The 26,242-nt window shown below is 69.5% G+C and carries 18 protein-coding genes; 8 read left to right on the forward strand and 10 right to left on the reverse strand.

Annotated elements, in window-relative coordinates; all coding sequences use genetic code 11:
• Nucleotides 1–47: 47 nt before the first annotated feature.
• Nucleotides 48–1,415: an aspartate aminotransferase family protein gene (locus tag E1202_RS11500; RefSeq protein WP_132682819.1), complete on the reverse strand. Its 1,368-nt coding sequence runs from the start codon at nt 1,413–1,415 to the stop codon at nt 48–50.
• A gap of 282 nt (nt 1,416–1,697) precedes the next feature.
• On the opposite strand from E1202_RS11500, the gene ald reads away from it, so the two are divergent.
• The 4 genes from ald to E1202_RS11520 all read left to right on the forward strand — a co-directional run bounded on the left by ald (nt 1,698) and on the right by E1202_RS11520 (nt 6,566).
• On the forward strand, nt 1,698–2,813 hold the full coding sequence (ald, locus tag E1202_RS11505) for an alanine dehydrogenase (RefSeq protein ID WP_132682820.1): 1,116 nt from the start codon (nt 1,698–1,700) through the stop codon (nt 2,811–2,813).
• Between the two features lie 91 nt (nt 2,814–2,904).
• Nucleotides 2,905–4,389, forward strand: a complete 1,485-nt coding sequence (gene pdxR / locus E1202_RS11510; protein WP_132682821.1) for a MocR-like pyridoxine biosynthesis transcription factor PdxR — start codon at nt 2,905–2,907, stop codon at nt 4,387–4,389.
• Nucleotides 4,390–4,654: 265 nt separating this feature from the next.
• On the forward strand, nt 4,655–5,332 hold the full coding sequence (locus E1202_RS11515; protein ID WP_132682823.1) for a phosphonatase-like hydrolase: 678 nt from the start codon (nt 4,655–4,657) through the stop codon (nt 5,330–5,332).
• Between the two features lie 211 nt (nt 5,333–5,543).
• Nucleotides 5,544–6,566 carry a phosphotransacetylase gene (locus E1202_RS11520; protein ID WP_132682825.1) on the forward strand — a complete coding sequence of 341 codons (1,023 nt, stop codon included), beginning with the start codon at nt 5,544–5,546 and terminating at the stop codon, nt 6,564–6,566.
• A gap of 379 nt (nt 6,567–6,945) precedes the next feature.
• On the opposite strand, the gene E1202_RS11525 is transcribed toward E1202_RS11520, so the two are convergent.
• From E1202_RS11525 to E1202_RS11540, 4 genes are all read right to left on the reverse strand, one after another.
• On the reverse strand, nt 6,946–8,379 hold the full coding sequence (locus E1202_RS11525; RefSeq protein WP_132682826.1) for an amino acid permease: 1,434 nt from the start codon (nt 8,377–8,379) through the stop codon (nt 6,946–6,948).
• 447 nt (nt 8,380–8,826) lie between these two features.
• On the reverse strand, nt 8,827–10,530 hold the full coding sequence (locus E1202_RS11530; protein ID WP_207918567.1) for a cobaltochelatase CobT-related protein: 1,704 nt from the start codon (nt 10,528–10,530) through the stop codon (nt 8,827–8,829).
• 45 nt (nt 10,531–10,575) lie between these two features.
• Entirely contained in the window at nt 10,576–11,547 is a 972-nt protein-coding gene (locus E1202_RS11535; protein ID WP_132682830.1) for an AAA family ATPase, read from the reverse strand.
• Nucleotides 11,548–11,575: 28 nt separating this feature from the next.
• Nucleotides 11,576–12,385, reverse strand: coding sequence for an IclR family transcriptional regulator (locus E1202_RS11540; protein ID WP_132682831.1), 810 nt, complete (start codon nt 12,383–12,385; stop codon nt 11,576–11,578).
• 174 nt (nt 12,386–12,559) lie between these two features.
• Here E1202_RS11540 and xsc point away from each other — a divergent pair, with 174 nt between their 5' ends.
• The 3 genes from xsc to E1202_RS11555 all read left to right on the forward strand — a co-directional run bounded on the left by xsc (nt 12,560) and on the right by E1202_RS11555 (nt 16,498).
• A complete protein-coding gene (gene xsc, locus E1202_RS11545) occupies nt 12,560–14,368 on the forward strand; it encodes a sulfoacetaldehyde acetyltransferase (protein ID WP_132682833.1) in 1,809 nt (602 codons plus the stop codon).
• A 229-nt stretch (nt 14,369–14,597) separates the two neighbouring features.
• The gene (locus E1202_RS11550) at nt 14,598–15,719 is read left to right on the forward strand and encodes a sulfite oxidase (RefSeq protein ID WP_235878075.1); all 1,122 of its coding nucleotides are present in this window, start codon (nt 14,598–14,600) and stop codon (nt 15,717–15,719) included.
• Between the two features lie 62 nt (nt 15,720–15,781).
• Nucleotides 15,782–16,498 carry a sulfite exporter TauE/SafE family protein gene (locus E1202_RS11555; RefSeq protein WP_235878079.1) on the forward strand — a complete coding sequence of 239 codons (717 nt, stop codon included), beginning with the start codon at nt 15,782–15,784 and terminating at the stop codon, nt 16,496–16,498.
• A 405-nt stretch (nt 16,499–16,903) separates the two neighbouring features.
• Here E1202_RS11555 and E1202_RS11560 read toward each other — a convergent pair whose 3' ends face one another.
• Entirely contained in the window at nt 16,904–18,259 is a 1,356-nt protein-coding gene (locus E1202_RS11560; RefSeq protein ID WP_132682838.1) for an MFS transporter, read from the reverse strand.
• 23 nt (nt 18,260–18,282) lie between these two features.
• Nucleotides 18,283–19,557, reverse strand: a complete 1,275-nt coding sequence (locus E1202_RS11565; RefSeq protein ID WP_165943829.1) for a hydroxyacid-oxoacid transhydrogenase — start codon at nt 19,555–19,557, stop codon at nt 18,283–18,285.
• 104 nt (nt 19,558–19,661) lie between these two features.
• Between E1202_RS11565 and E1202_RS11570 the strand changes: the two genes are divergently transcribed.
• A complete protein-coding gene (locus tag E1202_RS11570; RefSeq protein ID WP_132682841.1) occupies nt 19,662–22,520 on the forward strand; it encodes an FAD-binding and (Fe-S)-binding domain-containing protein in 2,859 nt (952 codons plus the stop codon).
• On the opposite strand, the gene E1202_RS11575 is transcribed toward E1202_RS11570, so the two are convergent.
• From E1202_RS11575 to E1202_RS11585, 3 genes are all read right to left on the reverse strand, one after another.
• A complete protein-coding gene (locus tag E1202_RS11575) occupies nt 22,507–23,298 on the reverse strand; it encodes an IclR family transcriptional regulator (RefSeq protein WP_132682843.1) in 792 nt (263 codons plus the stop codon). The two genes, E1202_RS11570 and E1202_RS11575, sit on opposite strands and share 14 nt — an antisense overlap.
• A 430-nt stretch (nt 23,299–23,728) precedes the next feature.
• Entirely contained in the window at nt 23,729–24,862 is a 1,134-nt protein-coding gene (locus E1202_RS11580) for an adenosine deaminase (RefSeq protein WP_132682844.1), read from the reverse strand.
• Nucleotides 24,863–24,871: 9 nt separating this feature from the next.
• On the reverse strand, nt 24,872–26,242 hold a 1,371-nt coding region (locus tag E1202_RS11585), incomplete at its 5' end, for an MFS transporter (protein WP_408006237.1).

The raw sequence follows: 26,242 nt of genomic DNA on the forward strand, positions 1-26,242 counted from the left end.
CGCAGGGTGGGCGGCGCCCGAGAGGACGCGCCCACCTGCGCCGGCGGTCAGGCGGGTACGTCCGCCTCGACGTCGGCGAGCATGCCGTCGATGCCGGACAGCAGTTCGCCGATGACCTCCTCGCCGGAGATCAGCGGCGGCGAGACCATGAGCATGGTGGCTCCGCGGTCGTCCCCTCGCAGGATCACGCCGGTGCGGGCGAAGGCCTTCGGCAAGACCTCGTGGAGCACGCGCGTGGACTGCTCGTCGGTGAGTTCACGGCCGGTGTTGCGGTCGGCCATCAGCTCGATCGCGTAGAAGAACCCGGTTCCGCGGACGTCCTTGACGCACCGGTGCGCGCGCTGGAGCGACTCGAGCCCGGCGCGGAGCTGCGGACCGCGGTGCTCGACGTTGGACAGCACCGATTCCTCGCGCATCGCGTTGATCGTGGCGGCGGCGACAGCGGTGGCCACCGGGTGTCCACCCCACGTGGCGCCGTGGGTGAAGCCCGTCCGTTCGCCGTGGTCGAACAGTTGCTCGATCACCGGTTCGCGCACGATGACACCGCCGAGCGGGGCGTAACCGGCGGTGGACCCCTTCGCGAAGGTGATCAGGTCCGGGGTGACGCCGTAGCGGGCGCTGCCGAACCAGGATCCCAGTCGTCCGAAGGAGCAGATGACCTCGTCGGAGACCAGGAGAATGCCGTTCTGGTCGCAGATGCGGCGCAGCTCGGGCCAGTAGCCATCGGGCGGGACGAGCGCGCCTCGCCCGTTCTGCACGGGTTCGGCGAAGATCGCCGCGATGGTCTCCGCGCCCTCCTCGGCGATGACGCGCTCGATGCTGCGCACGCAATCCAACTCCGCGGCCGGGCCGCAGTCTCCGGTCAGCCCCAGGGTGTTCGGCACGTGCCGAACACCCTCGAGCAGCGGCTCGAACGGTGCTCGGATCTTGGGGATGCCGGTGACCGACAGGGCGCCCATGGTGGTGCCGTGGTAGGCCATGTTCCGGCTGATGATCTTCGTTCGCCGGGGTTCGCCCTTGCTGGCGTGGTATTGACGGGCGAGCTTCAGGGCGCTCTCGACCGCCTCTGAACCGGAGTTGACGAAGAACGTCGTGGTGAGATCGCCGGGGGCGAGCTCCGCGATGAGGGAGGCTGCCTCCACCGCGGGTGGATGAGCCGAGCCCCAGTTGGTCGAGTAGGGCAGCAGGTCCATCTGCTTGCTGGCTGCCGAGACGATGTCCCCGCGGCTGTGGCCGAGGTTGGCGCAGAACAGCCCGGACAGCCCGTCGAGGAAGCGGCGGCCCTCGCTGTCGAAGAGGTGGCAGCCTTCGCCGCGCACGAACACGGGCATCTCCGCGGCACGCCACCGTTGTCCGCGGGTGAAGTGCGGCCCGAGATGACGGCGGGCCTTGTCCCTGAGCTCTGCGGTGTCCACGCTTCCTCCTTCGTTGGCTGCGGACGGTCACGGCGGGTCGGGTGCCTGGTGATCGGGGCGACCGCTGCCGCTACCTCCACGATGGTCAGCGCGCACCGCGCAGGGCAGGGCCAGAAAGAGGGCGTTTCGGGGGGTCCAGTGAGTCCCGTGACTGGACCCGTCGGCGCGACGCGTTCTGGTGCTTCTCGGGGGTCCAGCTCGTTCGTCAGCCTTGTCGCACCCCCAAGCACGGGGCCGCTTTTCCAGCGGGGGAGCCGACGACAGGGCAAGAGGGAGTGGCAGATGAAGATCGGTGTGCCGCGAGAGCTCAAGAACCACGAGTACCGGGTGGCAGCGACACCTGCCGGCGTGTACGAGCTGGTTTCGCACGGTCACGAGGTCGTCGTCGAACGCGGGGCCGGTGTCGGTTCCTCGATCGCCGACGATGACTACTCGGCGGCCGGGGCGAAGTTGCTGGAGTCCGCCGACGACGTGTGGGCCCAGGCCGAGCTCGTGCTCAAGGTCAAGGAGCCGATCGCCGAGGAGTACGGCCGGATGCGGCGGGGTCAGGTGCTGTTCACCTACTTGCACCTGGCGGCGAGCGAGCCGTGCACGCGGGCGTTGCTGGACTCCGGGGTCACCGGTGTCGCCTACGAAACCGTGCAGCTACCGGACGGTTCGCTACCGCTGTTGTTCCCGATGAGCGAGGTGGCCGGGCGGCTGGCGCCATTCGTCGGGGCGCAGTCGCTGATGCGCGTCAACGGCGGGCGCGGAACTCTGATGGGCGGTGTGTCGGGAGTGGCTCCCGCACGCGTCGCCGTGCTGGGCGCCGGGGTCGCGGGGATGAACGCGGTCGCCGGCGCCGCCGGGGTGTGGGCCGACGTTGAACTGCTGGACAAGAACGTCGACAAGCTGCGCGCCGCGGACCGGATGTACCAGGGCCGCATCCGCACGACGACCTCGAACAGCTACGAGATCCAGCGCGCTGTGACCGAGGCGGACCTGGTCATCGGAGCCGTGCTCGTGCCGGGGGCGAAAGCCCCGAAGCTGATCTCCAACGAACTCGTGTCGCGGATGAAGTCGGGCAGCGTGCTGGTGGACATCTCGGTCGACCAAGGCGGCTGCATGGAGGACTCGCGGCCCACCACTCATGACGATCCGACCTTCCAGGTGCACGACTCGGTGTTCTACTGCGTGGCCAACATGCCCGGCTCGGTGCCCAACACCTCGACCTACGCGCTGACCAACGTCACGCTCCCGTACGTCGTCGAGATCGCGAACCGCGGCTTGAGCGATGCGGCGAGCACCAGGCCGGAGCTCTGGGGCGGGATCAACACGGTCCGCGGCCACCTGACCAACGCGAGCGTGGCCGAAGCGTTCGGGATGGGTTGCACTCCCGCTGACCAGCTGCTGATCTAAGTGTGGCGCGGCACCGAGCGGTGGCCGCGACCGCGACGCGGTCTGCGGCCACCGCTCGGTGCCGCGCCCGGGAACGCCGGGAGGGACCGCAATGCCGCGAACGCTGATCGAAATCGACAGGACGTCCGACGAACCGCTCTACCAGCAAGTGCGCAGGGCGATCGAGCACGGAATCGCGGTGGGCACCTTCGATCCCGTGCACCGCCTGCCGAGCTCGCGGGAGCTCTCCGAACAGCTGCACGTCTCGCGCAACACGATCAACTTGGCTTACCAGGAGCTGATCGCCGAAGGATTCGTGGACAGCCAGGAACGGCGCGGCCTGTTCGTCAACGCCGAGATGCGGCAGCACTGCACCGCCCAGGAGCACGACACCGTGCCGCGCATCGACTGGTCGAGTCGCATCCGGCGGCCCTTGGACTCGGGCGTGCCGCACATCCGCAAGCGCACCAATTGGCACGAGTACGACTACCCGTTCGTGGCCGGACAGGTGGACGTCAGCGCGTTCCCGTCCCGCTCCTGGTCGCGGTGCCTGCGCGACGCGCTCTTCCACCCGCACGTCTACCACAGCCTGCAGGACGGTGTCGACGCGGACGATCCGATGCTGGTGGAGATGATCCGCCGGCACCTGCTGCCGTCTCGGGGAATCGAGGCGGAGCCCGAGGAAATCCTGGTCACCGTCGGTTCGCAGCAGGGGTTGGACCTGCTCAGCAGGGTGCTTCTGGGGCCGGGCCAGACGGTGACCACCGAGGACCCCGGATATCTGGACGCCCGGCACATCTTCCTGCGCAGCGGGGCGACCGTGCGCGGTGCGTCCGTGGACGGATCCGGGATGCGGCCGCCGAAGTCGTTGCGGGACACCGATCTGCTGTACGTGACGCCGAGCCACCATCATCCGACCAACGTGACGCTGGGGATCGGTCGCCGGCACGAGCTGCTGCAACGGGCTGCGGAGAGCGGGACGGTGGTCGTCGAGGACGACTACGACAGCGAGTTCCGCTACCAGGGACGCCCCACCCCGGCGCTCAAGGCGCTGGACAGCAGCGGCGACGCGGTGTACCTGGGGACGTTCTCGAAGTTCCTGTCTCCGGGTTTGCGGCTGGGGTACCTGGTCGGGCCGCCCCCGCTGGTTCGGGAATTGCGGGAGGTTCGCAGGTACGTGTGCCGGCACCCGTCCGGACATCTGCAGCGAGCTCTCGCGCTGCTGATCGATTCGGGTGAGTACCTGCGGTCGCTGCGCCGCTACCGGTCGCGGCTGATGCACAAGTGGGAAGCGGCGTGCGCGGGAGCGGCCGAGCACCTGCCGTGGCAGCAGCAGGCGTTCCCCCCGGGCGGTGTGAGCCTCTGGATGACCGGGCCGACCGAACTGGACTGCCAGCGGTTGGTCGATCGCGCTGAGAAGCACGGGATCCTCGTCGAACCCGGCGACCTCTTCTTCATGGATCCCGGGCGCGGCCGCAACCACTTCCGGATCGGGTTCGCCGCCATCTCGCGGCGACGCATCGACGAGGGCCTGCGACTTCTCGGCGAGGTCGTGGACGAGGAGCTCGCCGAGGCTCGGGAGCCCGACGCCGGGTAGCTGGACCCTGCCGGTCGCCGTCGTCTGGACCTACCGGTGGGGAGCGATCCGCGATTGCATCGTGTTCCGGGACAAGGTCTCTCGTGCGCTTCCGGCCTGCGAAGAGGTTGGCCGAGCCGGGGCTGCGCGGCTGCCGACGTCAACCGGCGGTGCAAGCCCCGGTGCTGGTGAGCACGGGTGTTTCGCGCCGACCCGCGGACCGACGTTCGCGCTCGAGCTGAAGTCGGGCCGTCCGGAGAACTCATGCGGACGTAGTGGAGGCGATGTGGGAGGGGGAATCGAGCTCGTGGTGCTGGACATGGCCGGTACGACGGTGCGCGACGACGGGCTGGTCGAGCAGTCTTTCGACAGCGCGCTCGACGCCGCGGGAGTGCGGGCGGGCACCGCTGAGCACCAGCGCGCCCAGCGGTACGTCTGGGAGACCATGGGGCAGTCCAAGGGCGAGGTGTTCGACGCGTTGTTCCCGGGCGAACCGGATCGCGCGCGTCGCGCCAACGCGGTCTTCGAGCGCCGTTACGACGAACTGATGGCGCACAGCTGCGAACCGATCGACGGGGCGGAGAAGGCCATGAGCTCGCTGCGTGATGCGGGCGTTCGGGTCTGCTTGACGACCGGGTTCGCGCGCGGAACGCGCGATCGGCTGCTCGAACGGTTGGGGTGGCGCGAGCTGGTGGATCTCGTGGTGGGGGTCGAGGACGCGGGCCGCGGACGCCCGCACCCGGACATGATCCAGACCGCCGCGCGCCACTTCGGGGTCGTCGATCCGAGGCGAGTGGCGGTCGCCGGTGACACCGGTTACGACGTGCTCGCCGGGGTCCGGTCCGGTGCGAGCGTGGTCGCAGGGGTGCTGACCGGGGCGCACGACGCGCGGGCCCTGACCGAGCGCGGTGCCACGCACGTTCTCGAGTCCGTCGCTGATCTCCCCGCCGTCGTTCAGGACTAGGTGTTGGTCGGGAAGCTGTCGGGGAGGCGGTGCCGGTAGCGGGTTTCAGCGTTCCTCCGGATCCGGGAACCACGGCCGGCGCAGGTCCGATGCGCGGGTTCGAGCCGGTCTTCACCACAGGAACGCTGAAACTCGCGGCGGTGCGGGCTGGGATCCCACCTGCCTCACCCGCTCCTGGCTTCCTCTCTCGCTCGTGGAAGGAACGTTCGTGATGGTTGAGGGCGTGTTGCGGCCCGGAGCGTCCGATGTCGTGGACGGCAGCAGCGACCACGCGCTGTTCGAGCAGTGGCAGCGGGTCGTGCGTGGAAGTGGTGCGCGCGTCGCGCTCGCGGACGGGGACGACCCGCGTGCGGTCGAGGCGGCGCTGGAACTGCGTGCGAAGGGCCTGCTCGCGCCCCGGCTGGTGGGCCGACGCGACCTGATCGCCGCCGCGACCCGCGAGGACGTCCCCGAAGACCTGGTGCTGGACGTCCACGAGCTGGGAGCCGAGCCCTCGGTCGGCGCGGCGCTGGAGGAGGCGTTCGCCGGTAAACCCGCCGAGCAGCGATTGGTGGCGGCGCGCGACCCCGTGTTCCTGACCGCGGCGGCCCTGCGCGCCGGGCTGGTGGATTGCGGTGTGGCCGGCGCCGGTCGGCCCACGGCCGATGTGCTTCGGGCCGGGATCCGGGTGGTGGGACTGCAGCCCGGCGTACGCACGTTGAGCAGCAGCTTCGTCATGGTGCTCCCGGACGGGCGCGCGTTGACCTTCGCCGACTGCGCCGTGGTTCCGGACCCGGACGCGCACCAGCTCGCCGACATAGCGGTCGCCGCCGCCGAAACCCACCGGTCCTTGGTCGCCGATGATCCCGTGGTCGCGATGCTGTCGTTCAGCACGCGTGGAAGCGCCGAGCACGACGTGGTCACGACGGTGCGTTCGGCGACCGACTTGGTTCGCGACCGCCTCCCGGACCTGCTCGTCGACGGGGAGCTGCAGTTCGACGCGGCCGTCGTCGAGGCGGTCAGCGCTCACAAGGCTCCCGGCTCGCTGGTCGCGGGACGTGCGAACGTCCTCGTCTTCCCCAACCTCGGGGCGGGCAACATCGGGTACAAGATCACCGAGCGGCTCGGCGGAGCCCAGGCGCTCGGCCCCATCCTGCAGGGCCTGCGTGCGCCTCTCAACGATCTTTCCCGCGGGTGCACCGCGTCCGACATCGCCACCATGGCGGTGGTCAGCGCCGTTCAGTCGATGCGCTGAGCGATTCACCCCGCACCCCTCGCGTGTGCGGCGCGAGGGGTGTGTGCGTTCACCTTCCGCTCCTCGGTGGACACCGCCCGAAGCTCGCCAGCCCCTGATCGCCTGCTCCACGGCGTCCGCAGGAGCCCCCCTGCGCCTGCGCGACCGCGCCCCGGCGCTCGACACCCACGCCACCTCGCGCCGGGACAACCGCGGTGATGGTTGAGCGCACATCGCAGAACGCCGGCGTTTCGGGTCTTCGGTTGGATTTCGCGGCACCCGGAGCAGCACCGCCGGGCTGTTGTCCGGGCGGTCCGGGGGCTTTCGCGACACTGCGGACCGCGCACCACCCGGCAGCGAACTGGGTGACGCGCGGTCCTGGAGGGGGAGCGAGGTCCGGTCAGTCGGTGCGGCGCACTTCAGCGCGGGGCGTGTCGACCGCGTGGGGCCGGCGCGCGGTCTCCGACGGGGGCGTGTCACGGGCGGCCAGCGGCTGACGCGTCGAGGGCACGTCGGTGCGCGCGGGCATGTCCGGATGCGCGCGGCGCCGGATCTCGTAGCCGATGAGGATGACGGCGAGCGTGCCGAGGCTGACCCAGAACTGGGTTCGGCTGTCGGGAAGGATCGCCATGGCCGCGATGATCACGCCCATCAGGGCGATCGTGGTGTAGCTCAGCCACGGGAAAAGCCACATGCGCAGCGTCAGCGCTTCGGGGTCCTCACGTTCGAGCTTGCGGCGCATGCGGACCTGGGCGATCGCGATGAGCAGGTAGACGAACAGGGCGACCGCTCCGTAGGAGTTGACGAGGAACGCGAACACCACGCCCGGGGAGAGGTAGGCGGCGAGCACGGAGACGTACCCGACGACCGTGCCGGCGAGGATCGCCCGGCGCGGCACGCCGCCGCGGCCGATCTTGGTCAGGCTGCGGGGCGCGTCGTTGTTGCGAGTCAGGGCGAACAGCATGCGCGAGGAGGTGTACAGCGCGGAGTTCAGGCACGACAGCACCGCGGTGAGCACGATCGCGTTCATCACCGTGGTCACGGCCGGAACGTTGAGCGCTGACAGGACGGCGGCGTACGGGCTGATCTCGGTGTCCGGGGAGTTCCAAGGCACCACGGCCACGACCACGAACACGGAGCCGACGTAGAAGCCGACAACGCGCAGGATGATCGACTTCATCGCCCGTGCCACGGCGCGGCGCGGTTCGGCGGACTCGGCGGCGGCGATGGTGACGATCTCGGCGCCGGTGTAGAACGCGACGCAGGGCACGACCGCGGCGAGAACCGCTCCGATGCCCATCGGAGCGAATCCGCCGTGTGCGGTGAGGTTGGACAGGCCCCCGTTCGCGCCGGGCCAGAAGCCGAGCAGGTACAGACCGCCGACGAGCAGGAAGCAGACGATGGCCAGGACCTTGATGGAGGAGAACCAGTACTCGAACTCGCCGTAGGAGCGCGCGGAGACGAGGTTGGTCCCCGCCAGCAGCGTCAGCAGCCCCCCGCTGAGGGCCCACAGGGGCACCTCGGGCAGCCACAGCTGCAGGATCTGCCCGCCGGCGACCGCTTCGACGGCGACGACGATGACGAAGAAGTACCAGTACATCCACCCGACGGAGAAGCCCGCGCGGTTGCCCAGGACCTCCCGCGCGTACACGTAGAACGATCCCAACGCCGGCCGCGCGACCGTCATCTCGGCGAGCATCCGCATGATCAAGACGGTCAGCACACCGGCGAGCAGGAAGGACACCACGGCTGCCGGCCCGGTCTGGTGGATGACCACACCGCTGCCGACGAAGAGCCCCGCACCGATCACGCCGCCGAGAGCGATGAGATTCATGTGACGACGTTTCAGGGTTTGTCGCAATCCCGCGTTGTTCGCATCTGTCGAGTCAGAAGCCACGCTTTCCTCCTCTGGTCGCCGCACGTTGCATTCGTGCTGAATACAAGCGTGGTCTTGCGAATTTGTGGTTGCGGTCACGTTAGGTATTGCGCTGGCCCGTGCGCAGAGCCAGATGGCGATGGTCCGCAGGAACCAGAGGGCTTCTGCTGGCGCGCGTGCTGTGCACATCGGACCTCGGCCACGAATCCGGTTCGGTGGCGGTGAGCGCTGGGTGCCCTGGTCTGCGAGCTCCACGCGGAGTTGAGGATTCGGCAGCCGGTGGTGACTCGGCGCTGCTGCGGCTGGGATCTCCGCATCGCGGGGCCGCCGGCGCTCTGACGGCCCGGCTGGGCGGTCCAACCGGTTGGGGCGAGCTCCCGCTGTTCCGGGCGACCCGCGCGGTGGTTATCGGTGTCGTGTCCCGGAGAGCAGCCCGACGACCTCGGCGAGCACGCCGTTGCCGACCCCGCCGGACAAGTCCAACGCGTGGGAACGGCCGTAGTGGGCGCTCAGGTCGAGGCCGACTCCGAGCCCGTGGATGCGCATCGCCCCCGCTCGTTCCTCGCGTCGCACGACCTCGGCGAGGTGCTGGTCGAGGTAGTGCTCGTCGTTGGTCAGGTTCGTCGCGCTGTCCATCGGGCTGCCGTCGGAGACGACCACCAGGATTCGGTTGCGCTCGTGGTGCTTCCGCGCGCGGTCGCAGGCCCACGCGACGGCCTCACCGTCGGCGCCTTCCCGGTACAGATCGGTCTTGAGCAGCGCCGCGATGGTGGGACGTGCCCGGCGCCAGGAGGTCTCCGCGTCCTTGAAGATGAGGTGACGGCGTTCGTTGAGACGCCCCGGGTGCGGGGGGCGACCAGCACGTCGCCAGTCCTGCATGGCTCGGCCACCGTTCCACGCGCCGGTGGTGAAACCGAGGATCTCGCTGGTGGCTCCGATCCGTTCGAGCGCCCGGGAGAGGACATCGACGAGGACCGCCACGGATTCGGCGTGCTGCTTCATCGATCCGGAGCAGTCGACGAGGAAGGTCATCAGGCAGTCGGTGACCGGTTCGACTCGTTCGGTGCGGAACAGGCGTCGCTCGGCCGGGGCGGCGACGAGCTGGGCCACCCGACGTCCGTCCAGACGCCCCTCCTCCTGGGCGCCGTCCCAACCGCTGACGGCGGGCTCGGCGAACAGTGCCCGGAGTTCGCGAGCCAGTCGGGCGAGGTTCAATCCCCGGGCGGCGATGCTGCGGTCGAGCTGCCGCCGGTACTGCGCCAGCAGCTCGGGGCGCACGAGCGAGGACGCCGCCTGCTCGCGGTCGTGGGCCGTGGTGAACACCCGATACCCGGCCCCCGCGTCGAGCGTGCGGCTCGGCCCGGTCTCGGCGGTGGGCACAGGCGCGTCGTCGCCCTCCTCGTCGCTGACGAGCGGCATCCCCGCGAGAGATCCGTTGCGGCGCCGGACGGCTGTGCCGTCTCCGTCGGCCGCGCCCAGCATCTCCCCGACGAGGTCGGCGATGTCGCGCGCGTGATCGGCGTGGCGCGCCTGTTCGCGGCGGTGCCGGCGAAGCCCAGCCAGGCTCCCGCCGATCCTCGTGGCCAGGCCCGCCCTGGTGTGCTCGATGACGTCGCGCGTTTCCGGAACGACGGGTTGCCCGGTGACGCGAGCTCGGCAGACCTGAGCCACGGTGTAGAGGAGCAGGCCGCGAGCGGTCTCGGTCAGGCCGCTGTGGTGGAACTCCAGGGACCACGAGACGTGCCGGTGTCGCAGGTTGGTGACGACGCCGGGCAGGTGTTCCGGGGCCAGCGCTTCGACCCGGAACTGCTCGAGCATGTCGAAGACCAGCCGAGGGATGGGTTCGGCGGGCCGGAGAGCCCGGTGCAGCTCGGCGTCGGAGTGCCGCACGCGCAACGCCAAACCGTCGGCCGCGCCCCGAAACGATCCGAGATCGTCCCCGGCGCCCGGGTGCAGGTGCGGGGCGCCGATCGGCAGGCGGGTGTGGCCGCGGTGCAGCCGCCCGCCGCGGAACCGAAGCCCCGGTTCGCCGGTGAGGGCGCGGATGGCTGCGGCGCAGAGTTCCTCGACGCGCTGCTGTTCTCGGGCGCCGTTCGTCGTGCTGTCCACGATATTCCTCACCAGGTCGGAGTTCGGCGACGGAGCGGCTCGGCTTCACGCCGCGGTGCCCAGCTCCGCGGAGGACGTGTCGAGCTCGAGATCGAGGCAGCGCTGGAAGTACTCGGCGATCAGCGGGCGCTCGGCCTCGTCGCACTTGTTGAGGAACGACAACCGGAACGCCAGGGCGGTGTCGCCGAAGATCTCGAGGTTCTCCGCCCAGCTGATCACGGTGCGCGGTGACATGAGGGTCGACAGGTCCCCGACTCGGAAGGCCTGGCGGGTCAGGTTGGCGACGGCCACCATCGAGGCGGCGAGGTCGTGTCCGGCGCGGCCGCGCAGGTGTGGCACGCGGGCCTGCACGATGGAGATCTCGTCGTCGGCGGGGAGGTGGTCGAGCGCGGCCACGATGTCCCAGCGGTCGATCTGGGCGTGGTTGAGGCGCTGCGCCCCGTGGTAGAGACCGTTGAGGTTGCCGAGACCGACGGTGTTGGCGGTGGCGAACATCCGGAAGCTGGGATGTGGGGTCAGGACCCGGTTCTGGTCGGTCAGGGTGAGCTTGCCGTCGCGCTCGAGCAGTCGCTGCAACACGAACATCACGTCCGGGCGACCGGCGTCGTACTCGTCGAAGATCAGCGCCACGGGTCGTTGCAAGGCCCAGGGAACGATCCCTTCCTGGAACTCGGTGACCTGCTTGCCGTCGCGCACCACGACGGCGTCGCGGCCGACGAGATCGAGGCGGCTGATGTGGCCGTCGAGGTTGACGCGCACGCAGGGCCAGTTCAAGCGTGCGGCGACTTGTTCGACGTGGGTGGACTTCCCCGTGCCGTGCAGTCCCTGGACGAGCACCCGCCGGTTGCGGGTGAACCCGGCCAGCAGCGCCCTGGTGACGTCGGGGTTGAACCGGTAGCCGGTGTCGATGTCGGGCACGTGTTCGTCGGGTTCCCCGAATGAGGGGACCACGAGATCGGTGTCGAGCCCGAAGGCTTCCCTGGCGGTGACTGTGGTGTCGGGGTGGGTGAGCGTCATGCCGGCTCCTCATCCTGTACCGGGTGGGTCAGTCTGCGGGCGAGCCCGATCCCTCGGACTCGATGCGGCCGATGGCCTCGGCGGCCTCGCGCAAGGCGGGGACGAGGTCTGGAGCTCGTTCCGCGGTCAGGCGCATCACCGGCGCCTGCGCGGCCACGCAGAGGTTGGATCGGCTGCTGCCGGTCGGGACGAGCACCGCCGCGCACACCAGGCCGGGGAGGAATTCCTCGTTGTCGATGGCGAAGCCGTCGTCGTGGACGCGCTCGAGCTCGACTTCCAGAGCGTCGAGCTCGGTGATGGTCGTGCGCGTGTACTGCGTGAGCGGTGCGTGGGCGAGCAGCTTGCGGCGCTGCGCCGCGCTGAGCTGGGAGAGGATCATCTTGCCGCTGGCGGAGCAGTGGATGGGCACCCGGGATCCCGGCCTCAGGTAGAAGCGCAGCGGCTCTGGTGTTTCGACGCGATCGAGGTAGACCACCTCGCCTCCGCTCAGCGCTGTGATGTTGCAGCTTTCACCGAGTCGCTCGACGAGGTCGCGCAGCACCGCGTGCCGGGCACCGTGCTGGGTGGCGTTGAGCAGCAGGTTCTCGGCCAACCGGCGCAGGCGGCTCCCCGTCCCGTAGTGGCGGCCGTCGGCTTGGCGGATCAGCAGACCTCCGCTCTCGAGCTGCTGCAGCATGCGGTGCACGGTCGGCTTGGGCATGCCGGTCTCGTCGACGAGTCCTTGCAAGGAGACGAACTCGTCCTTGGCGGCGATGAGCTCCAGCAGTGCGAACAGCCGCATGGCGGGCGTCTCGCCGCGGAGCTCGGCGGCTACCTCGATCTCACGAATCGGTTCCATCGAGCCATCATCCTACAAGGTACCGGAAATCAGTACATGGGGTTCTAATTAACGGTACATCCATTGACTCCGACGGGGTGGCACCCTACCGTCGTGTCTTGATTTAAGGGACGTGGCGTACCGAATATTCAAACTCGATCGCCAGTTCCAGATCCCGGCACGAGAGGAGTCCCAATGACCGACAACACCGACGGGGCAAGCCGGACGGTCGTCTCCGGGCAGCAGCGGATGACCCCGTCCGAGGCGTTCGTGGAGACGATGGTCGCCAATGACGTCACCGACGTCTTCGGCATCATGGGCTCGGCCTTCATGGATGCCATGGACATCTTCGCGCCTGCCGGTATCCGGCTGGTTCCGGTGGTCCACGAGCAGGGTGCCGGGCACATGGCCGACGGCTACGCCCGGGTCAGCGGTCGTCACGGCGTCGTGATCGGGCAGAACGGTCCAGGCATCAGCAACTGCGTGACGGCGATCGCGGCGGCGTACTGGGCGCACAGCCCGGTGGTGATCGTGACGCCCGAGGCGGGAACCACGGGCACCGGACTGGGCGGCTTCCAGGAAGCCAATCAGCTGCCCATGTTCCAGGAGTTCACCAAGTACCAGGGGCACGTGAACAACCCGGCCCGGATGGCCGAGTACACCGGCCGGTGCTTCGACCGGGCCTTGTCGGAGATCGGACCGACCCAGCTCAACATCCCGCGCGACCACTTCTACGGCGAGATCACCACCGAAGTCCCGCAGCCGAGCCGGCTCGACCGCGGACCGGGTGGCGAGCAGAGCCTGTCCGAGGCCGTCGAGCTCTTGGCCGAGGCGGAGTTCCCGGTGGTGATCTCCGGCGGCGGCGTCGTCATGGCCGATGCCGTCGACGAGTGCCGGCAGCTCGCCGAACGGCTCGGTGCACCCGTGGTCAACAGCTACCTGCACAACGACTCGTTCCCCGCGAGCCACCCGCAGTGGTGCGGGCCGCTGGGGTACCAGGGGTCGAAGGCGGCCATGAAGCTGCTCTCCCAGGCCGACGTCGTCGTCGCCCTCGGGACCCGGCTCGGGCCGTTCGGCACGCTCCCGCAGCACGGGCTCGATTACTGGCCGACCAACGCGAAGATCATCCAGATCGATGCCGACCACAAGATGCTCGGCCTGGTCAAGAAGATCGCCGTCGGCATCTGCGGCGACGCGGGGGCCGCCGCGGGAGTCCTGGCCGAGCGCCTCGCCGACCGCGAGCTGGCGTGTGACGCGACGCGCGAGCAGCGCGCCGCCACGATGCGGGCGGAGAAGGACGCGTGGGAGGCCGAGCTGGACGAGTGGACCCACGAGACCGACCCCTACAGCCTCGACATGATCGCCGAGCAGGAGCAGGAGGAAGGCAACTGGCTCCACCCGCGCCAGGTGCTGCGCGAGCTGGAGAAGGCGATGCCGGAGGACGTCATGGTCTCCACCGACATCGGCAACATCAACTCGGTGGCGAACAGCTACCTGAGGTTCGAGCGGCCGCGCAGCTTCTTCGCGCCGATGAGCTTCGGCAACTGCGGCTACGCGCTGCCGACGATCATCGGAGCCAAGGCAGCTGCCCCGGATCGCCCCGCGATCGCCTACGCCGGTGACGGCGCTTGGGCCATGAGCATGGGCGAGATCCTCACGGCCGTCCGCCACGACATCCCTGTCACGGCGGTGGTGTTCCACAACCGCCAGTGGGGTGCGGAGAAGAAGAACCAGGTGGACTTCTACAACCGGCGATTCGTCGCCGAGGAGCTGGAGACCGACAGCTTCGCCAAGATCGGCCAGGCCATGGGCGCCGAGGGCGTCGTGGTGGACAAGCTCGACGAGGTGGGTCCCGCGCTGCAGAAGGCCGTGGAACGGCAGATGAACGAGGGCGTCACCACCGTCGTGGAGATCATGTGCACCCGCGAGCTGGGCGATCCTTTCCGCCGCGATGCCCTGCGCAAGCCGGTGCGTTACCTGGACAAGTACCAGGACTACGTCTGATCGGCGGCGTGGACGCCGCGGGTGAGCCGGTCCCGGCACACGAGATCGAAGACGGGACCGGCTCACCCGCAGCCGGGTCTCCGGAGCGTCCGCTGCTCGCTTCTGCGCTCGTCGTGCGGTGATCCCACCGCAGCGTTGCCGGCCGGATTCGGTCTCGCGTCGAGCGCACATCGCAGCTTCCGGCAACGGCATTCGAATGGACAAGTACCTGAGGGAAGAGGAGCCAGGTGTGACCGAGCGATCCGGCACCGCATGGGGCAAGAGCCATGACGTGATCGTGCATCAGAGCGAACCGTTCAACGCCGAGTCCTCGTTGGCCGTGCTGGTTCAGCAGCCGGTGACCAGCACCGAGGACTTCTACGTCCGCAACCACGGTCCGGTGCCCGAGCTGGATCCTCGGCTGTGGCGGCTGTCGGTCGACGGGATGGTGGACCGGCCTCTTGAGATGTCCTTGGAAGACCTCCAGAATCGGTTCGAGCACCACGAAGTCGTGGCGACCTTGCAGTGCGCGGGCAACCGTCGTTCCGGACTCGCCAAGGTCCACGACATCCCCGGACACCCCTGGGGCCCAGGGGCGACTTCCACCGCGACCTGGACCGGAGCGCGCCTCACCGACGTGCTCGCGGCCGCCGGTGCGCAGAACTCCGCCCAGCACGTCGCTTTCGAGGCCCCTGACGTAGCTCCGGAAGCCACGCCGCCGCAGCGCTTCGGGGCTTCCATCCCGATCGCCAAAGCCACTGGAGATGAGGTGCTGCTGGCGTGGGGGATGAACGGGCGTCCCCTACCAGCCGTCCACGGAGCTCCCGTCCGCGCGATCGTTCCCGGCTTCATCGGGGCGCGCAGCGTGAAGTGGATCGACCGCGTCAGCGTGCAGGCAGATCCATCGCAGAACTTCTTCCAGAGCATCGCCTACCGGCTTCTACCGCCCGGTATCGATCCCTACAGCGCACCGCCCGGCGACGGGCTCGCGCTCGGGCCTCTGACGGTGAACTCCGCAATCCTGGCGCCGGATGACGGAGCCGTCGTCCCCGCCGGCCGCACCGCGGTCACCGGGTATGCGCTGTCCGGTGACGATCGCGGAATCGCCCGCGTGGACGTCTCGGTCGACGGAGGGCAGAGCTGGCTCCAAGCGGAGCTCGACGAGCCTCCGAGTCCGTGGGCCTGGACGCCCTGGCGGATCACTCTCGAGTTGCCGCCCGGAGATGTGGAGATCACCGCTCGAGCTTGGGACACTTCGGCTGCCGTGCAGCCCGAACACGAGGCCCACCTCTGGAATCCCAAGGGGTACTTCAACAACGCGTGGTCCCGCATCCACCTGACTGCGACCGAACGGCAGGGGATGAGTGCCTGAACGTGTCCAGGAACGGAGATGGCTGACATGATCGAGCTCGAGGAAGCGCCGCGTTGACCACCGTGATCCTCGGTGGCCTCGGAATCGTGACCGTGGCGGCGCTCCTCGGCGGCATGACCGGGTTCGGCTTCAACATCGTGGCCACGCCGCTGCTGCTGGTGCTCGGTGTCGCGCCGTCGACGGCGGTCGCCGTCACCCTGACGATCGCGCTGGTCACCCGGGTCCAGGTGGTCTACCGGCTGCGGCAGTTCATCCGGTGGCCCAGGGCGTTGCCGTTGAGCGCCGCGAGTCTGCCCGGGCTGGTGGTCGGCGCGAGCGTTGGTGCGGTGCTCGATCCGCAACACCTGCGCATCGGTACCGGCGTGCTGGCCATGATCGCGGCACCGATCATGGTGCTGTCGCGGCCTCGTGCCCGGCGCGGTTCCTTCGCGCGGTACGCGGTGTCGGGGTTCGCAGGCGGAGCGCTGGCGACCACGACCTCGCTGAACGGGATTCCGCCCGCCCTGGGTCTGTCCGCGGACGCCGCCGACCAGCGCAGCTTCATCGCGGATCTCGCGGTGTACTTCGTCCTCAGCAACATCGTGGGGCTGTCGATCCTGCTGGCCCGCGACGGCGTGGACCCGGCCAACCTGGAGTTGCTCGGGTGGTGGCTGCCGTGTGCGCTGGCGGCCAACTGGGCTGGAACGGCGCTGGCACCGCGGATCGACCCGGCGCGATTCCGCCTGGTCACCTGCGGCTTGGTGGTCGCGGCAGGAGTCGTGACTCTCACCTCCGCATGAGCATCACGAAACCGACGCCCGCCGGCGGAGGTCTTGTCCGAGGCCGGGACGATCCGGCGGCGGTGGGAGTTCCGAACCGGGCCATGGCCGGTGGGGTGCGCGCCCCACCGGCCGTTCTTGGTGCGCAACCTGACGCGGTAGAAGAGCTCTCGGGCAGGCTGTCGTGGACGCCCCCCGCGTGCCGCAGCAGCACAAGCAGGTGATGCGCTCGGCGAGCCTCCTCGACATCGGCATCCCCGTTCGTCGGCGGCTGGGCGGCGTCGCCGGGCCAGGATCTCGGTGCGATCCGGGGATCAGACGCACCTTGCCTCGGATGGTGGCCAATCGTGGATCAGATCCGCGCTCGCGAGTGGTTTCCGCTGAATCGGCGGAAACCACTCACGAGCAGCGATTTTCATCGGGCGATCATTGAGCTGCTTCGCGCAGGGCTTGTGCTCCGGTCGCCCTCTCGGCATCTGTCCAGAGGTCGCGTCGCCGGATGGCCACTGCGCAGGCGGCGCTCACCGCGGTGGCAACGACCAGGTACAGCACCACCAGCTGGTAGCCGCCTCCTGCGGCGCCGACCAGCGATGACAGCACCAGGGGCGTGAACCCCGACGCGAAGATCCCGGAGAACTGGTAGACGAACGAAATTCCCGTGCAGCGCACGTGCGTGGGGAACAGTTCGGAGTAGAACGCGGCCTGTGGTCCGTACATGGCGGGATAGGCGATCCCGAGCACCGCTACGAGGGCGACGGTGATGAGCAAGGGATCTCCCACGCCCAGGGCGGCGAAGGTGGGGAGGGCCAGCGCACCCGTCGCGACCGCACCCAAGACGAACGTGCGCCTGCGTCCGAACCGGTCGGACAACCGGCCGAACAGCGGGATGAACACGATCATCACCGCGGAAGCGGCCATCACCGCGATCAGCAAGGGTTGCTCGGGCATGCCCAGAGTGCCGGTGCCGTAGGCGATGGCGAACACCGCCCACGCGTTGAAGGCGATGCCCTCGGTCAGCCTGCTGCCCATGCCCAGCAGCACGTGGCGGCGGGAGGTGCGATCACGGGCCAGCGCGACGACCGGCACGCTCGACTCCCGCTCGTGCTCCTGGAGCTTGCGGAATGCTGGAGTCTCCATGACCTTGAGCCGGATGACCATGCCGACCAGCACCAGGACGGCCGAAAGCAGGAAGGCGATGCGCCAGCCCCACGCGAGGAACGCGCTGTCGCTCATCGCCGCGCTCAGAGCGGCGAAGACGCCGGTGCCGAGCATCAGTCCCAGCGCCAGCCCGACCTGCGGGAAGCTGCCGTAGAGCCCGCGTCGGCCGGGCGGTGCGTACTCCACGGCCATCAGCACCGCGCCACCCCACTCGCCGCCGATCGCAACGCCCTGGGCCAGGCGCAGCAGCACGAGCAGGACGGGCGCGAACACGCCGATGTCGGCGTAGGTCGGGACGAGTCCGATGGCGCAGGTGGCCAGTCCCATGATGAGCATCGTGGCCACGAGCGTCTTCTTCCGGCCGACCCGGTCTCCGATGTGCCCGAAGACCAGACCACCGACGGGCCGGGCGATGAATCCGAGGGCGAACGTCGCGAACGACAGCAGGGTGCCCACGAGCGGATCACCGCTGGGGAAGTAGAGCTTGTTGAACACCAGGCCGGCGGCGGTTCCGTAGAGGAAGAAGTCGTACCACTCCACGGTGGTACCGAGGACGCTGGACGCGACCACCAGTCGGACGTCTCGCTTGTCGACCGGGCCGCGGGAAGCGGTGGGTGGGGCCATGAGGCGCTCCTGACGGGCCGGGGTCAGAGGGATTGGCGGAAGATCTCTTCCGCTGCAGCGCGATCGAGCGAACGGGGTACGACGGCCAGTTGTCGTGTCTGCTTGAGCGTGCCGTCGACGAGCGTGTCCACATCAGACTCGTCGTAGCCGAAGCTGCGCAGTCCGGACGGCATGTCGATGTCGGCCATCAGTTCCGAGAGCACGTGGGGCAGTGCCTCCTTGCCGTCGGTCGCCGTGAAAGTCCGGCCGGTGAGCAGCTCGGCGGCGCGGAGGTGTCGGGCCGGGTCAGCGGGGTAGGTCCAGCGGAAGACGGCCGCTGCGGTGGCGGAGACGGCCTGGCCGTGGGGCACCATCGGCATCTCCGGGTATCCCTCGGCCCGGTAGCTCTTCACCGCGCCTGCGACCGGGTAGGCGTTGGCATGCGGCAGGTGCGTGCCCGCGTTGCCGAATCCCGTGCCCGCGTAGGTGGACGCCAACGCCATCTGCGTCCGCGCGTGCATGTCGCGGCCGTTGTGCACCGCGCGTCGCAGGTTCTTGCCGACCAGCGACAGCGCCGTTTCGCACCAGACGTCACTGATCGGGTTGGAGCCGCAGAACGCGGGGCGGCGCATCGGGTCGTCGGGGGCGGGCTTGGCGTCGTAGGGCACGCTGGTGTAGCTCTCCAGCGCGTGCGAGAGCACGTCCATCCCGCTGGCGGCCGTCACCTGCGAAGGGAGGCTGAGCGTCGTCCGCGGGTCGATCACCGCCAGCGAGGGGCGCAGCCGAGGGTGGCTCACGCCGGCTTTGAGGTGGAGCCCGAGCAGGTCGACCACGCAGATCGTGGTGGACTCCGACCCGGTGCCCGCCGTGGTCGGCACGGCGATCAGCGGTTTGAGCGGCAGCCACGGTGCTTTGCCCGCGCCGATCGGCGGCGCGACGAAGTCGAGCAGCTCTCCGGGGTGGGTGGTCAGCAGGTTGACCGCCTTGGCGGTGTCGAGGGCGGAGCCACCCCCGACCGCGACGAAGCAGTCCCATTCCCGTTGCCTCGCGAAGGTGACCGCTTCCTCGATGCTGAGGTCGGTGGGTTCGACGCCGACGCCGTCGAAGATCTCGGTCGTGATGCCGGCGTTCCGCAGGTTCTCCGCGATGCGGGAGGGAAACCCGGTGGCCAGCACGCCCGTGTCGGTGATGACCAGGCACGAGGAGGAGCCTCGTGCGGCGACCTCGGCGCCGATCTCGTCGATGGCGCCCGCTCCGAACTTCAGCGGAGGGGCCGCCCAGGTGAAGACGTTCTCGTTCTCAGGTGTGTCCGGCAGCATCATCGCTCCTCTTGTTGACACTATGTGGGTGACCTGATCACTATGTGGGGAGAAACTGTAAGTGCCGTCACACCTTTTGTGAAGCCCCAGCCACAGGAGAGGCGATGACAACGACCGAGAGCTCCCTGTGGGAGGCGTTGAGAGCGGTGGTGGTCGGTGAGGTCGCCGCCGACGCCGCCACGCTGGCGACCCATTCCACCGACGCTTCCAACTATCGGCACATCCCGTTGGCCGTGGTCCGGCCGCGTTCGGCCGACGACGTGCTCGCCGCGTTGCGCGTCTGCGCCGAGAGGGGAGTGGCCGTGCTGCCGCGCGGGGCCGCGACCAGCATCGGAGGGCAGGCCACGAATGAGGCCGTCATCCTCGATTTCACCTGTCACCTCAACCGGGTCGTGCGCATCGACCCCGCGTCGCGCACTGCCCGCGTCGAACCCGGCGTGGTGCTCGACGCCCTGCGGGCCGAGGCCGCGCGGTACGGGCTGACCTTCGGCCCGGACCCGTCCACGCACAGCCGGTGCACCCTCGGCGGGATGATCGGCAACAACGCGTGCGGCTCGCATTCGGTGGCCTGGGGCAAGACGGTCGACAACGTGCGGTCGCTGGAGATCGCGCTGCACGACGGCACCCGGCTCGAGGTCGGCCGCACCTCGCCCGCGGAGCTGGAACGGTTGTGCGCGCGCACCGACGCCGTGGGCGAGCTCTACCGCGCCCTGCGGTCGTTGCGCGACCGGTACTTGGCCGACATCCGAACGGGGTTTCCGGTGCTGCCCCGCCGGGTGTCCGGTTACAACCTGGAATTCCTGTTGCCGGAGAACGGTTTCGACGTCGCGAAAGCGCTGGTCGGCAGCGAAGGAACCTGCGCCGTGGTGTTGAGCGCGACCGTGGATCTCGTCGCTGCCCCAGCAGCCAGAGCGCTGGCGGTGCTCGGCTTCCCAGACTGCGTCGCAGCGGCCGAAGCCGTGCCCGCACTGCTCGACTTGCCCGCCATCACCGTGGAGGGCATCGACGTGCGCCTGGTCGACGCGCTGGACGCCCGACGGCCGGGACGGCGCGCTGAGCTTCCAGGAGGAACGGCGTGGCTCTACCTCGAAACCGGCGGCGGAACTCCGGCCGAGGCCGAGAACGCCGCGCGTCAAGTGGTCGACCGCGCCCCCGAGCTCGGCGCCAGTGCTCGCCTGGTCGTCGAACCCGCCGACCAGCGCGCGCTGTGGCGCATCCGCGAAGAGGGGGCGGGGCTTGCCACGAGGCTTGCCGATGGATCCGAAGCGTGGTCGGGATGGGAGGACGCCGCCGTGCCGCCCGAGCAGCTCGGTTCCTACCTCCGCGAGTTCGAAACCCTGCTGGACGAGCACGGCAGGACCGGAGTCGTCTACGGGCACTTCGGTGATGGCTGCCTGCACGTGCGCATCGACTTCCCGTTCACCGCATCCGAAGCGCGCGAGCAGTACCGCGTTTTCCTCACCGAGGCGGCGGAACTCGTGGTGGCCCACGGCGGTTCGCTGTCCGGGGAGCACGGTGACGGGCAGGCCAGAGGCGAGCTGCTGCCGCTGATGTTCTCCACCCGGATGATGGAGGCGTTCCGGGATTTCAAGGCCGCGTTCGACCCGGAAGGGCGCATGAACCCCTCACGGCTGGTGGATCCTGCCCCGTTGGACGCCGACCTGCGCGTGGTAGTCGCACCGCCCACGCTGCCCACCCGCGCTGAGCTGGCCCTCCACGCCGACAGCGGCGACCTCGCAGCAGCTTCGAGGCGCTGCGTCGGCGTGGGCGAGTGCCTGTCGTCCTCGGGTGGGGTCATGTGCCCCAGCTACCGCGCCACGAGGCAGGAACAGCACTCCACGCGGGGACGTGCCCGGCTGCTGTTCGAGATGCTGGCCGGCCAGGTCGTGACCCGTGGCTGGCGGTCACCGGAGGTCCGCGAAGCGCTCGACCTCTGCCTGGGCTGCAAGGGGTGCAAAACCGACTGCCCGGTGGGGGTTGACATGGCCACCTACAAAGCCGAGTTCCTCAGCCGCTTCTACCGGCGCCGACTGCGCCCGGCCGCGCATTACGCGATGGGGGCGCTGCCGCGCTGGCTCAGCATCGGTTCGGCTGCTCCGCGGCTGGCCAACGCGCTCACCCGGTCCCGGCTGTCCGGTGCGCTGAAGCGCGTTGGAGGAATCGCTCGAGAGCGGGAGATCCCGGAGTTGGCCGACACCACCTTCCGGCAGTGGTTCGCCACGCGGCAGCGACAAGTCGCGGACGGCACCCCGGTGGTCTTGTGGCCGGACACCTTCACCAACCACTTCGACCCGAAACCCGGCCGTGACGCGGTAGCCGTGCTGGAATCGCTGGGGTATTCGGTGCACCTGCCCGAAACCGGTGCCTGCTGTGGTCTGACCTGGTACAGCACCGGGCAGCTCGGCACCGCCCGACGAGTCCTGCGTCGCTCGTTGGACGTGCTGCACCCCTGGCTCCAGCAGGGCGTGCCGGTGATCGGGCTCGAACCGAGCTGCACGGCGCTGTTGCGCGCGGACGCCGCCGAACTGCTGCCCGACGACGATCGCGTCCCTCTCCTGGCCGACTCCGTGCGCAGCTTCGCCGAGCAGGTGGGCCGGGTGCCGGAACTGCCCGTCATCTCCCGGGAGCGGCGGGTGCTCACCCAGGTGCACTGCCACCAGCACGCGGATCTGGGCTTCGACGCCGACCACGCCCTGCTGGCCAGGGTCGTCGAGGACATCGACGTGGTGGACGGGGGTTGCTGCGGGCTCGCGGGCAACTTCGGGTTCGAGCGCGGTCATTACGACGTGTCGGTGGCCTGTGCGGAACAGCAGCTCCTGCCCGCCGTGAGAGCGGCCCAGCACGGCACCGCTGTGAACGCCGACGGCTTCAGCTGCCGCACGCAGATCCGCCAGCTCTCCGACAGCGAACCCGTGCACCTGGCGACGCTGACCGCCCGAGCCCTCGGCGTCAGCGGGACATGATGCGGTCGATGGGAACGAACTGTGCGATCTCCTTGGCTGCGGTCACCACGCGCTCGCCGAGCTCGCGAATCCGCTTGGTGGGCATGCGCACGGTGGGAACCTGGATCACCACGGCCGCCTGCGCGCGGCCATCGGCGTCGAGGATCGGTGCACCGACGCAGCGCACGCCTGCGACGTTCTCCTCCTCGTCGATGCTGTAACCGCGCCGCCGGATCTTGTCGAGCTGCGCGGAGAGCTTGACCGGGTCGGTCAGCGTGCGTTCGGTGAGCTGCGTCAACCGCGGAGGCAGGCCGGACACGTAGGCGTCGGCGTCCGAGGAGAACGCCAGGATGGCCTTGCCCGAAGCGGTGGTGTACAGCGGGAACCGGGCACCGGTGTGCTGCTCGAAACGCAGTGGCAACGTCGACTGCACCCGCAGCATCACCACCGACTCGGAGCCCTCCCGGACCGCGAGGTTGACCGACTCCTGCGTTTCGGCGTTGATCTGCTCGAGGACCGGCAGTGCCTTGTCCAGGCCGAACCCGCGCTGCGCGGCCTGTCCGAGCAGGATCGTTCCGGTGCCGAGGTAGTAGCTGTCGGTGCGCGGGTTGTGCGCGACGAGCCCCTCGGCGCTCAGCGCCCGCACGATGCGGTGCGTCGTACCGGACGAGAGGTTGAGCTCACAGGCGATGGCGGAGAGGCCGAGTTCGGTTCCCTCCGCCGCCAGCAGTTTCAGCACCGCCAGCGCCCTGCCGATCGCCTGCGTGCCCGCAGGCGGCTGAACCTCTGTGCCACGCACGCCGACCCCCTCCTCGTTCCACCGGAAGCCCTCCCTCGCGGGAAGTGTCCCAGCTTAGCGCCGGCGGTCGCGAGCCCGTCACCTGCTCGTCACGACCCGTCTCACCCGGGAAAGATCCCATCGGCGAATCGCTACCGCACCTCGGCCGGTCTCAGCCGAACAGCACGGGCTCCGTCCAGTTGCCCGGGATGCCCAGTCGTGCCCCGGTCACCGCGCCGTCAAGCGGGAAACGACCATCGCGGCCGCGACTTCGTTGTGCGGTTTCTCGCTGACTGGCGTCGAGCAGGCGTCGCAGCATCACGAGTGGCGACCCCGGGCAGTCCTATGCCAGTAGTGCAACCGCACGGGGCTGGTTGTGGCCGAGTGGATGGCCGCGGGGCACGCGGCACTCCCGGGTGGGGGTCGGGAGTGCCGCGTGGGCGCGGTGGGCTCAGGCGAGGGCCGGGGTGTGGTGGGCGACGGGTCCGAAGAGGGCTTCCGAGCGCAGTGCCGCGTAGCCGGGCTTGATGACCTCGTTGATCAGCGCCAGGCGCTGGTCGAACGGGATGAACGCCGACTTCATCGCGTTGACCGTGAACCACTGCAGGTCGTCGAGCGAGTAGCCGAAGGTGTCGACGAGGTCGCCGAACTCCTCCGACATCGAGGTCTGGCTCATCAGGCGGTTGTCGGTGTTCACGGTGACCCGGAAGTTCAGCTTCCGCAGCAGCGCGATCGGGTGCTCGGCCACCGACGGCACCGTGCCGGTGTGCACGTTGGAGCGCGGGCACATCTCCAGGGGGATCCGCCGGTCCCGGACGAACGAGGCCAGCCGGCCCAGCTGCGCGCTGCCGTCGTCGGCGAACTCGATGTCGTCGACGATGCGCACGCCGTGCCCCAGGCGGGCCGCGCCGCACCACTGGATGGACTCCCAGATCGACGGCAGTCCGAACCCCTCTCCGGCGTGGATGGTGAAGTGGCAGTTCTCCCTGCGCAGGTACTCGAACGCCTCGAGCGAGCGGGTGGGCGGGAATCCTGCTTCCGGGCCGGCGATGTCGAATCCCACGACGCCCGCGTCCCGGTACTTCACGGTGAGCTCGGCGATCTCCCTGGCCCTCAGCTCCTGGCGCATCGCGCACAGCAGGACGCCGATGCGGATGCGGTTGCCCGCCGCGCGCGCCTGGGCCGCGCCGCGGCGGAAGCCGTCGAGGATCGCTTCGACGACCTCCTCCAGCGAGAGCCCTTGCAGGGTGCTCAGTTCCGGGGCGTAGCGGACCTCGGCGTAGACGACGCCGTCCGCGGCCAGGTCCTCGGCGCACTCGGCGGCGACCCTGCTGATGGCGTGCGCGGTCTGCATGACGCCGACCGTGTGGGTGAAGCGCTCCAGGTACCCCTCCAGCGAACCGGCTTCGGTCGCCGCGGCGAACCACGTGCGGATCTCGTCCGAACCCGTGGCCGGCAGCGCGTCGTAACCTTGCTGCTCGGCCAGCTCCGCGACCGTCTCAGGCCGCAACCCGCCATCGAGGTGGTCGTGCAGCAGCACCTTCGGGGCGCGGCGGATCTGGTCGGCGGTTGGTACGTCGGTCACGTGCTCCTCCTATTTCTTCTCTGATTTCGGGGTCTTGATCAGCAGCGCTGTGATCAGCGCGAGGGCGACGAACCCGCCCCCGGTCCACAGCGCGGAGTGGAAGGCGTCGAAGGTGGGTGCGCCGTCTCCGCTCGTCGAGGTGACGGCGCTGGCGGCGACGGCGATGCCCAGCGAGGCGCCGATGCCGAAGCAGGCTCCGTTCAGCCCCGGCAGCGAGCCGGGCTTGTCCTCCGGCGCGAGCGCCACGGCGAGACCGTTGAGCGCGGTCAGCATGTAGCCGGTGTAGGTGATGCCGAGCGCCGCGAGCGCGGCGAAGGTGACCACCTGCGACTGGGGCACCAGCACCAGCGGCACCAGCGCGGCCGCCGTGCCGACGGCACCGATCAGCACCGAGCGCCGCCAGCCGATGCGGGGACCGAAGTGCCCGACCAGCGGTGCCGCGATGACGCCGAGCGCCGACGCGGGGGTGAGGTACAGCAGGGCCGACATGGTCGCCGAGAGCCCGTAGCCCTCTCCCGCGGTCTGGGTCAGCAGCGGGATGGTGAAGTTCAGCATCCCGAACACCCCGGCCAGGGTGAAGATCGTGGTCAGCAGCAGGGGCCAGCCGGCTCGGGAGGCCAGCACCGAGGTGTCGATGATCGCGTTCCGGTTGCCGCGTTCGACGACCGTGAACAGCGCGAGGGCCAGCACGCCGCCGATGAGCAGCGCCAAGGTGGGCACCGACGACCAGCCCCAGCTGCTTCCTTCGTTCAGCGCGAGCAGGATGCCGGTGAGCCCGACGCCGAGCAGGGCCGCGCCGGTCCAGTCCATCCGCCCGGTGGCGGTCCCGCTGGCGGGTACCCAGAAGTGGACGGCGACCAGCGCGATCACCGTGATCAGGCCGGTGATGAGGAAGATCCCGCGGAATCCGACGGAGTCGGCGACGGAACCGCCGATGACGGTGTCGATCCCGGCGATGCCGCCGTTCACCGCGGTGATGATGCCCAGGGATCGGCCGAACTTCCGCGGCGGGAGGTATTCGTGCAACGTCAGGTAGGCCAGCGTGAACGTCGCCGCGGAGACGCCCTGCAGGCTCCGGCCGATGATGAACAGCTCGATGTTCGGCGCGAGGACGCAGGTCAGCTCGCCGGCCAGTGCGAGCACCAGGGTCACCAGGAGCATCCGCCGGCGGCCGACGTAGTCGCTGAGCCGCGCCAGCGTCACCTGGCCGATGGCCGAGAACAGGAAGAACAACGTCTGGGAGAGCCCGCCGGCGCTGCTGGTGGTGTCCAAGCTGTCGATCACGTTCGGCAGCGCGGGCGAGAGCATGGTGGCGTTGATCTGGTAGCCGGCGACGGCGAGGGCCAGGGCGGTGAGCAGGGCGGGGGAGCGCACCGGGGG

Origin of the sequence: Saccharopolyspora karakumensis (assembly GCF_004349225.1) — a bacterium.
In the GTDB taxonomy this organism is placed as follows: Bacteria; Actinomycetota; Actinomycetes; order Mycobacteriales; family Pseudonocardiaceae; genus Saccharopolyspora; species Saccharopolyspora endophytica.

Excerpts from the sequence above, each read along its gene's own strand:
- ald (WP_132682820.1), top strand. The coding sequence starts at position 1,698 with ATGAAGATCGGTGTGCCGCGAGAGCTCAAGAACCACGAGTACCGGGTG.
- pdxR (WP_132682821.1), top strand. The coding sequence starts at position 2,905 with ATGCCGCGAACGCTGATCGAAATCGACAGGACGTCCGACGAACCGCTC.
- E1202_RS11520 (WP_132682825.1), top strand. The coding sequence starts at position 5,544 with ATGGTTGAGGGCGTGTTGCGGCCCGGAGCGTCCGATGTCGTGGACGGC.
- E1202_RS11525 (WP_132682826.1), bottom strand. The coding sequence starts at position 8,379 with ATGAATCTCATCGCTCTCGGCGGCGTGATCGGTGCGGGGCTCTTCGTC.
- E1202_RS11535 (WP_132682830.1), bottom strand. The coding sequence starts at position 11,547 with ATGACGCTCACCCACCCCGACACCACAGTCACCGCCAGGGAAGCCTTC.
- E1202_RS11540 (WP_132682831.1), bottom strand. The coding sequence starts at position 12,385 with ATGGAACCGATTCGTGAGATCGAGGTAGCCGCCGAGCTCCGCGGCGAG.
- xsc (WP_132682833.1), top strand. The coding sequence starts at position 12,560 with ATGACCGACAACACCGACGGGGCAAGCCGGACGGTCGTCTCCGGGCAG.
- E1202_RS11560 (WP_132682838.1), bottom strand. The coding sequence starts at position 18,259 with ATGGCCCCACCCACCGCTTCCCGCGGCCCGGTCGACAAGCGAGACGTC.
- E1202_RS11565 (WP_165943829.1), bottom strand. The coding sequence starts at position 19,557 with ATGCTGCCGGACACACCTGAGAACGAGAACGTCTTCACCTGGGCGGCC.
- E1202_RS11570 (WP_132682841.1), top strand. The coding sequence starts at position 19,662 with ATGACAACGACCGAGAGCTCCCTGTGGGAGGCGTTGAGAGCGGTGGTG.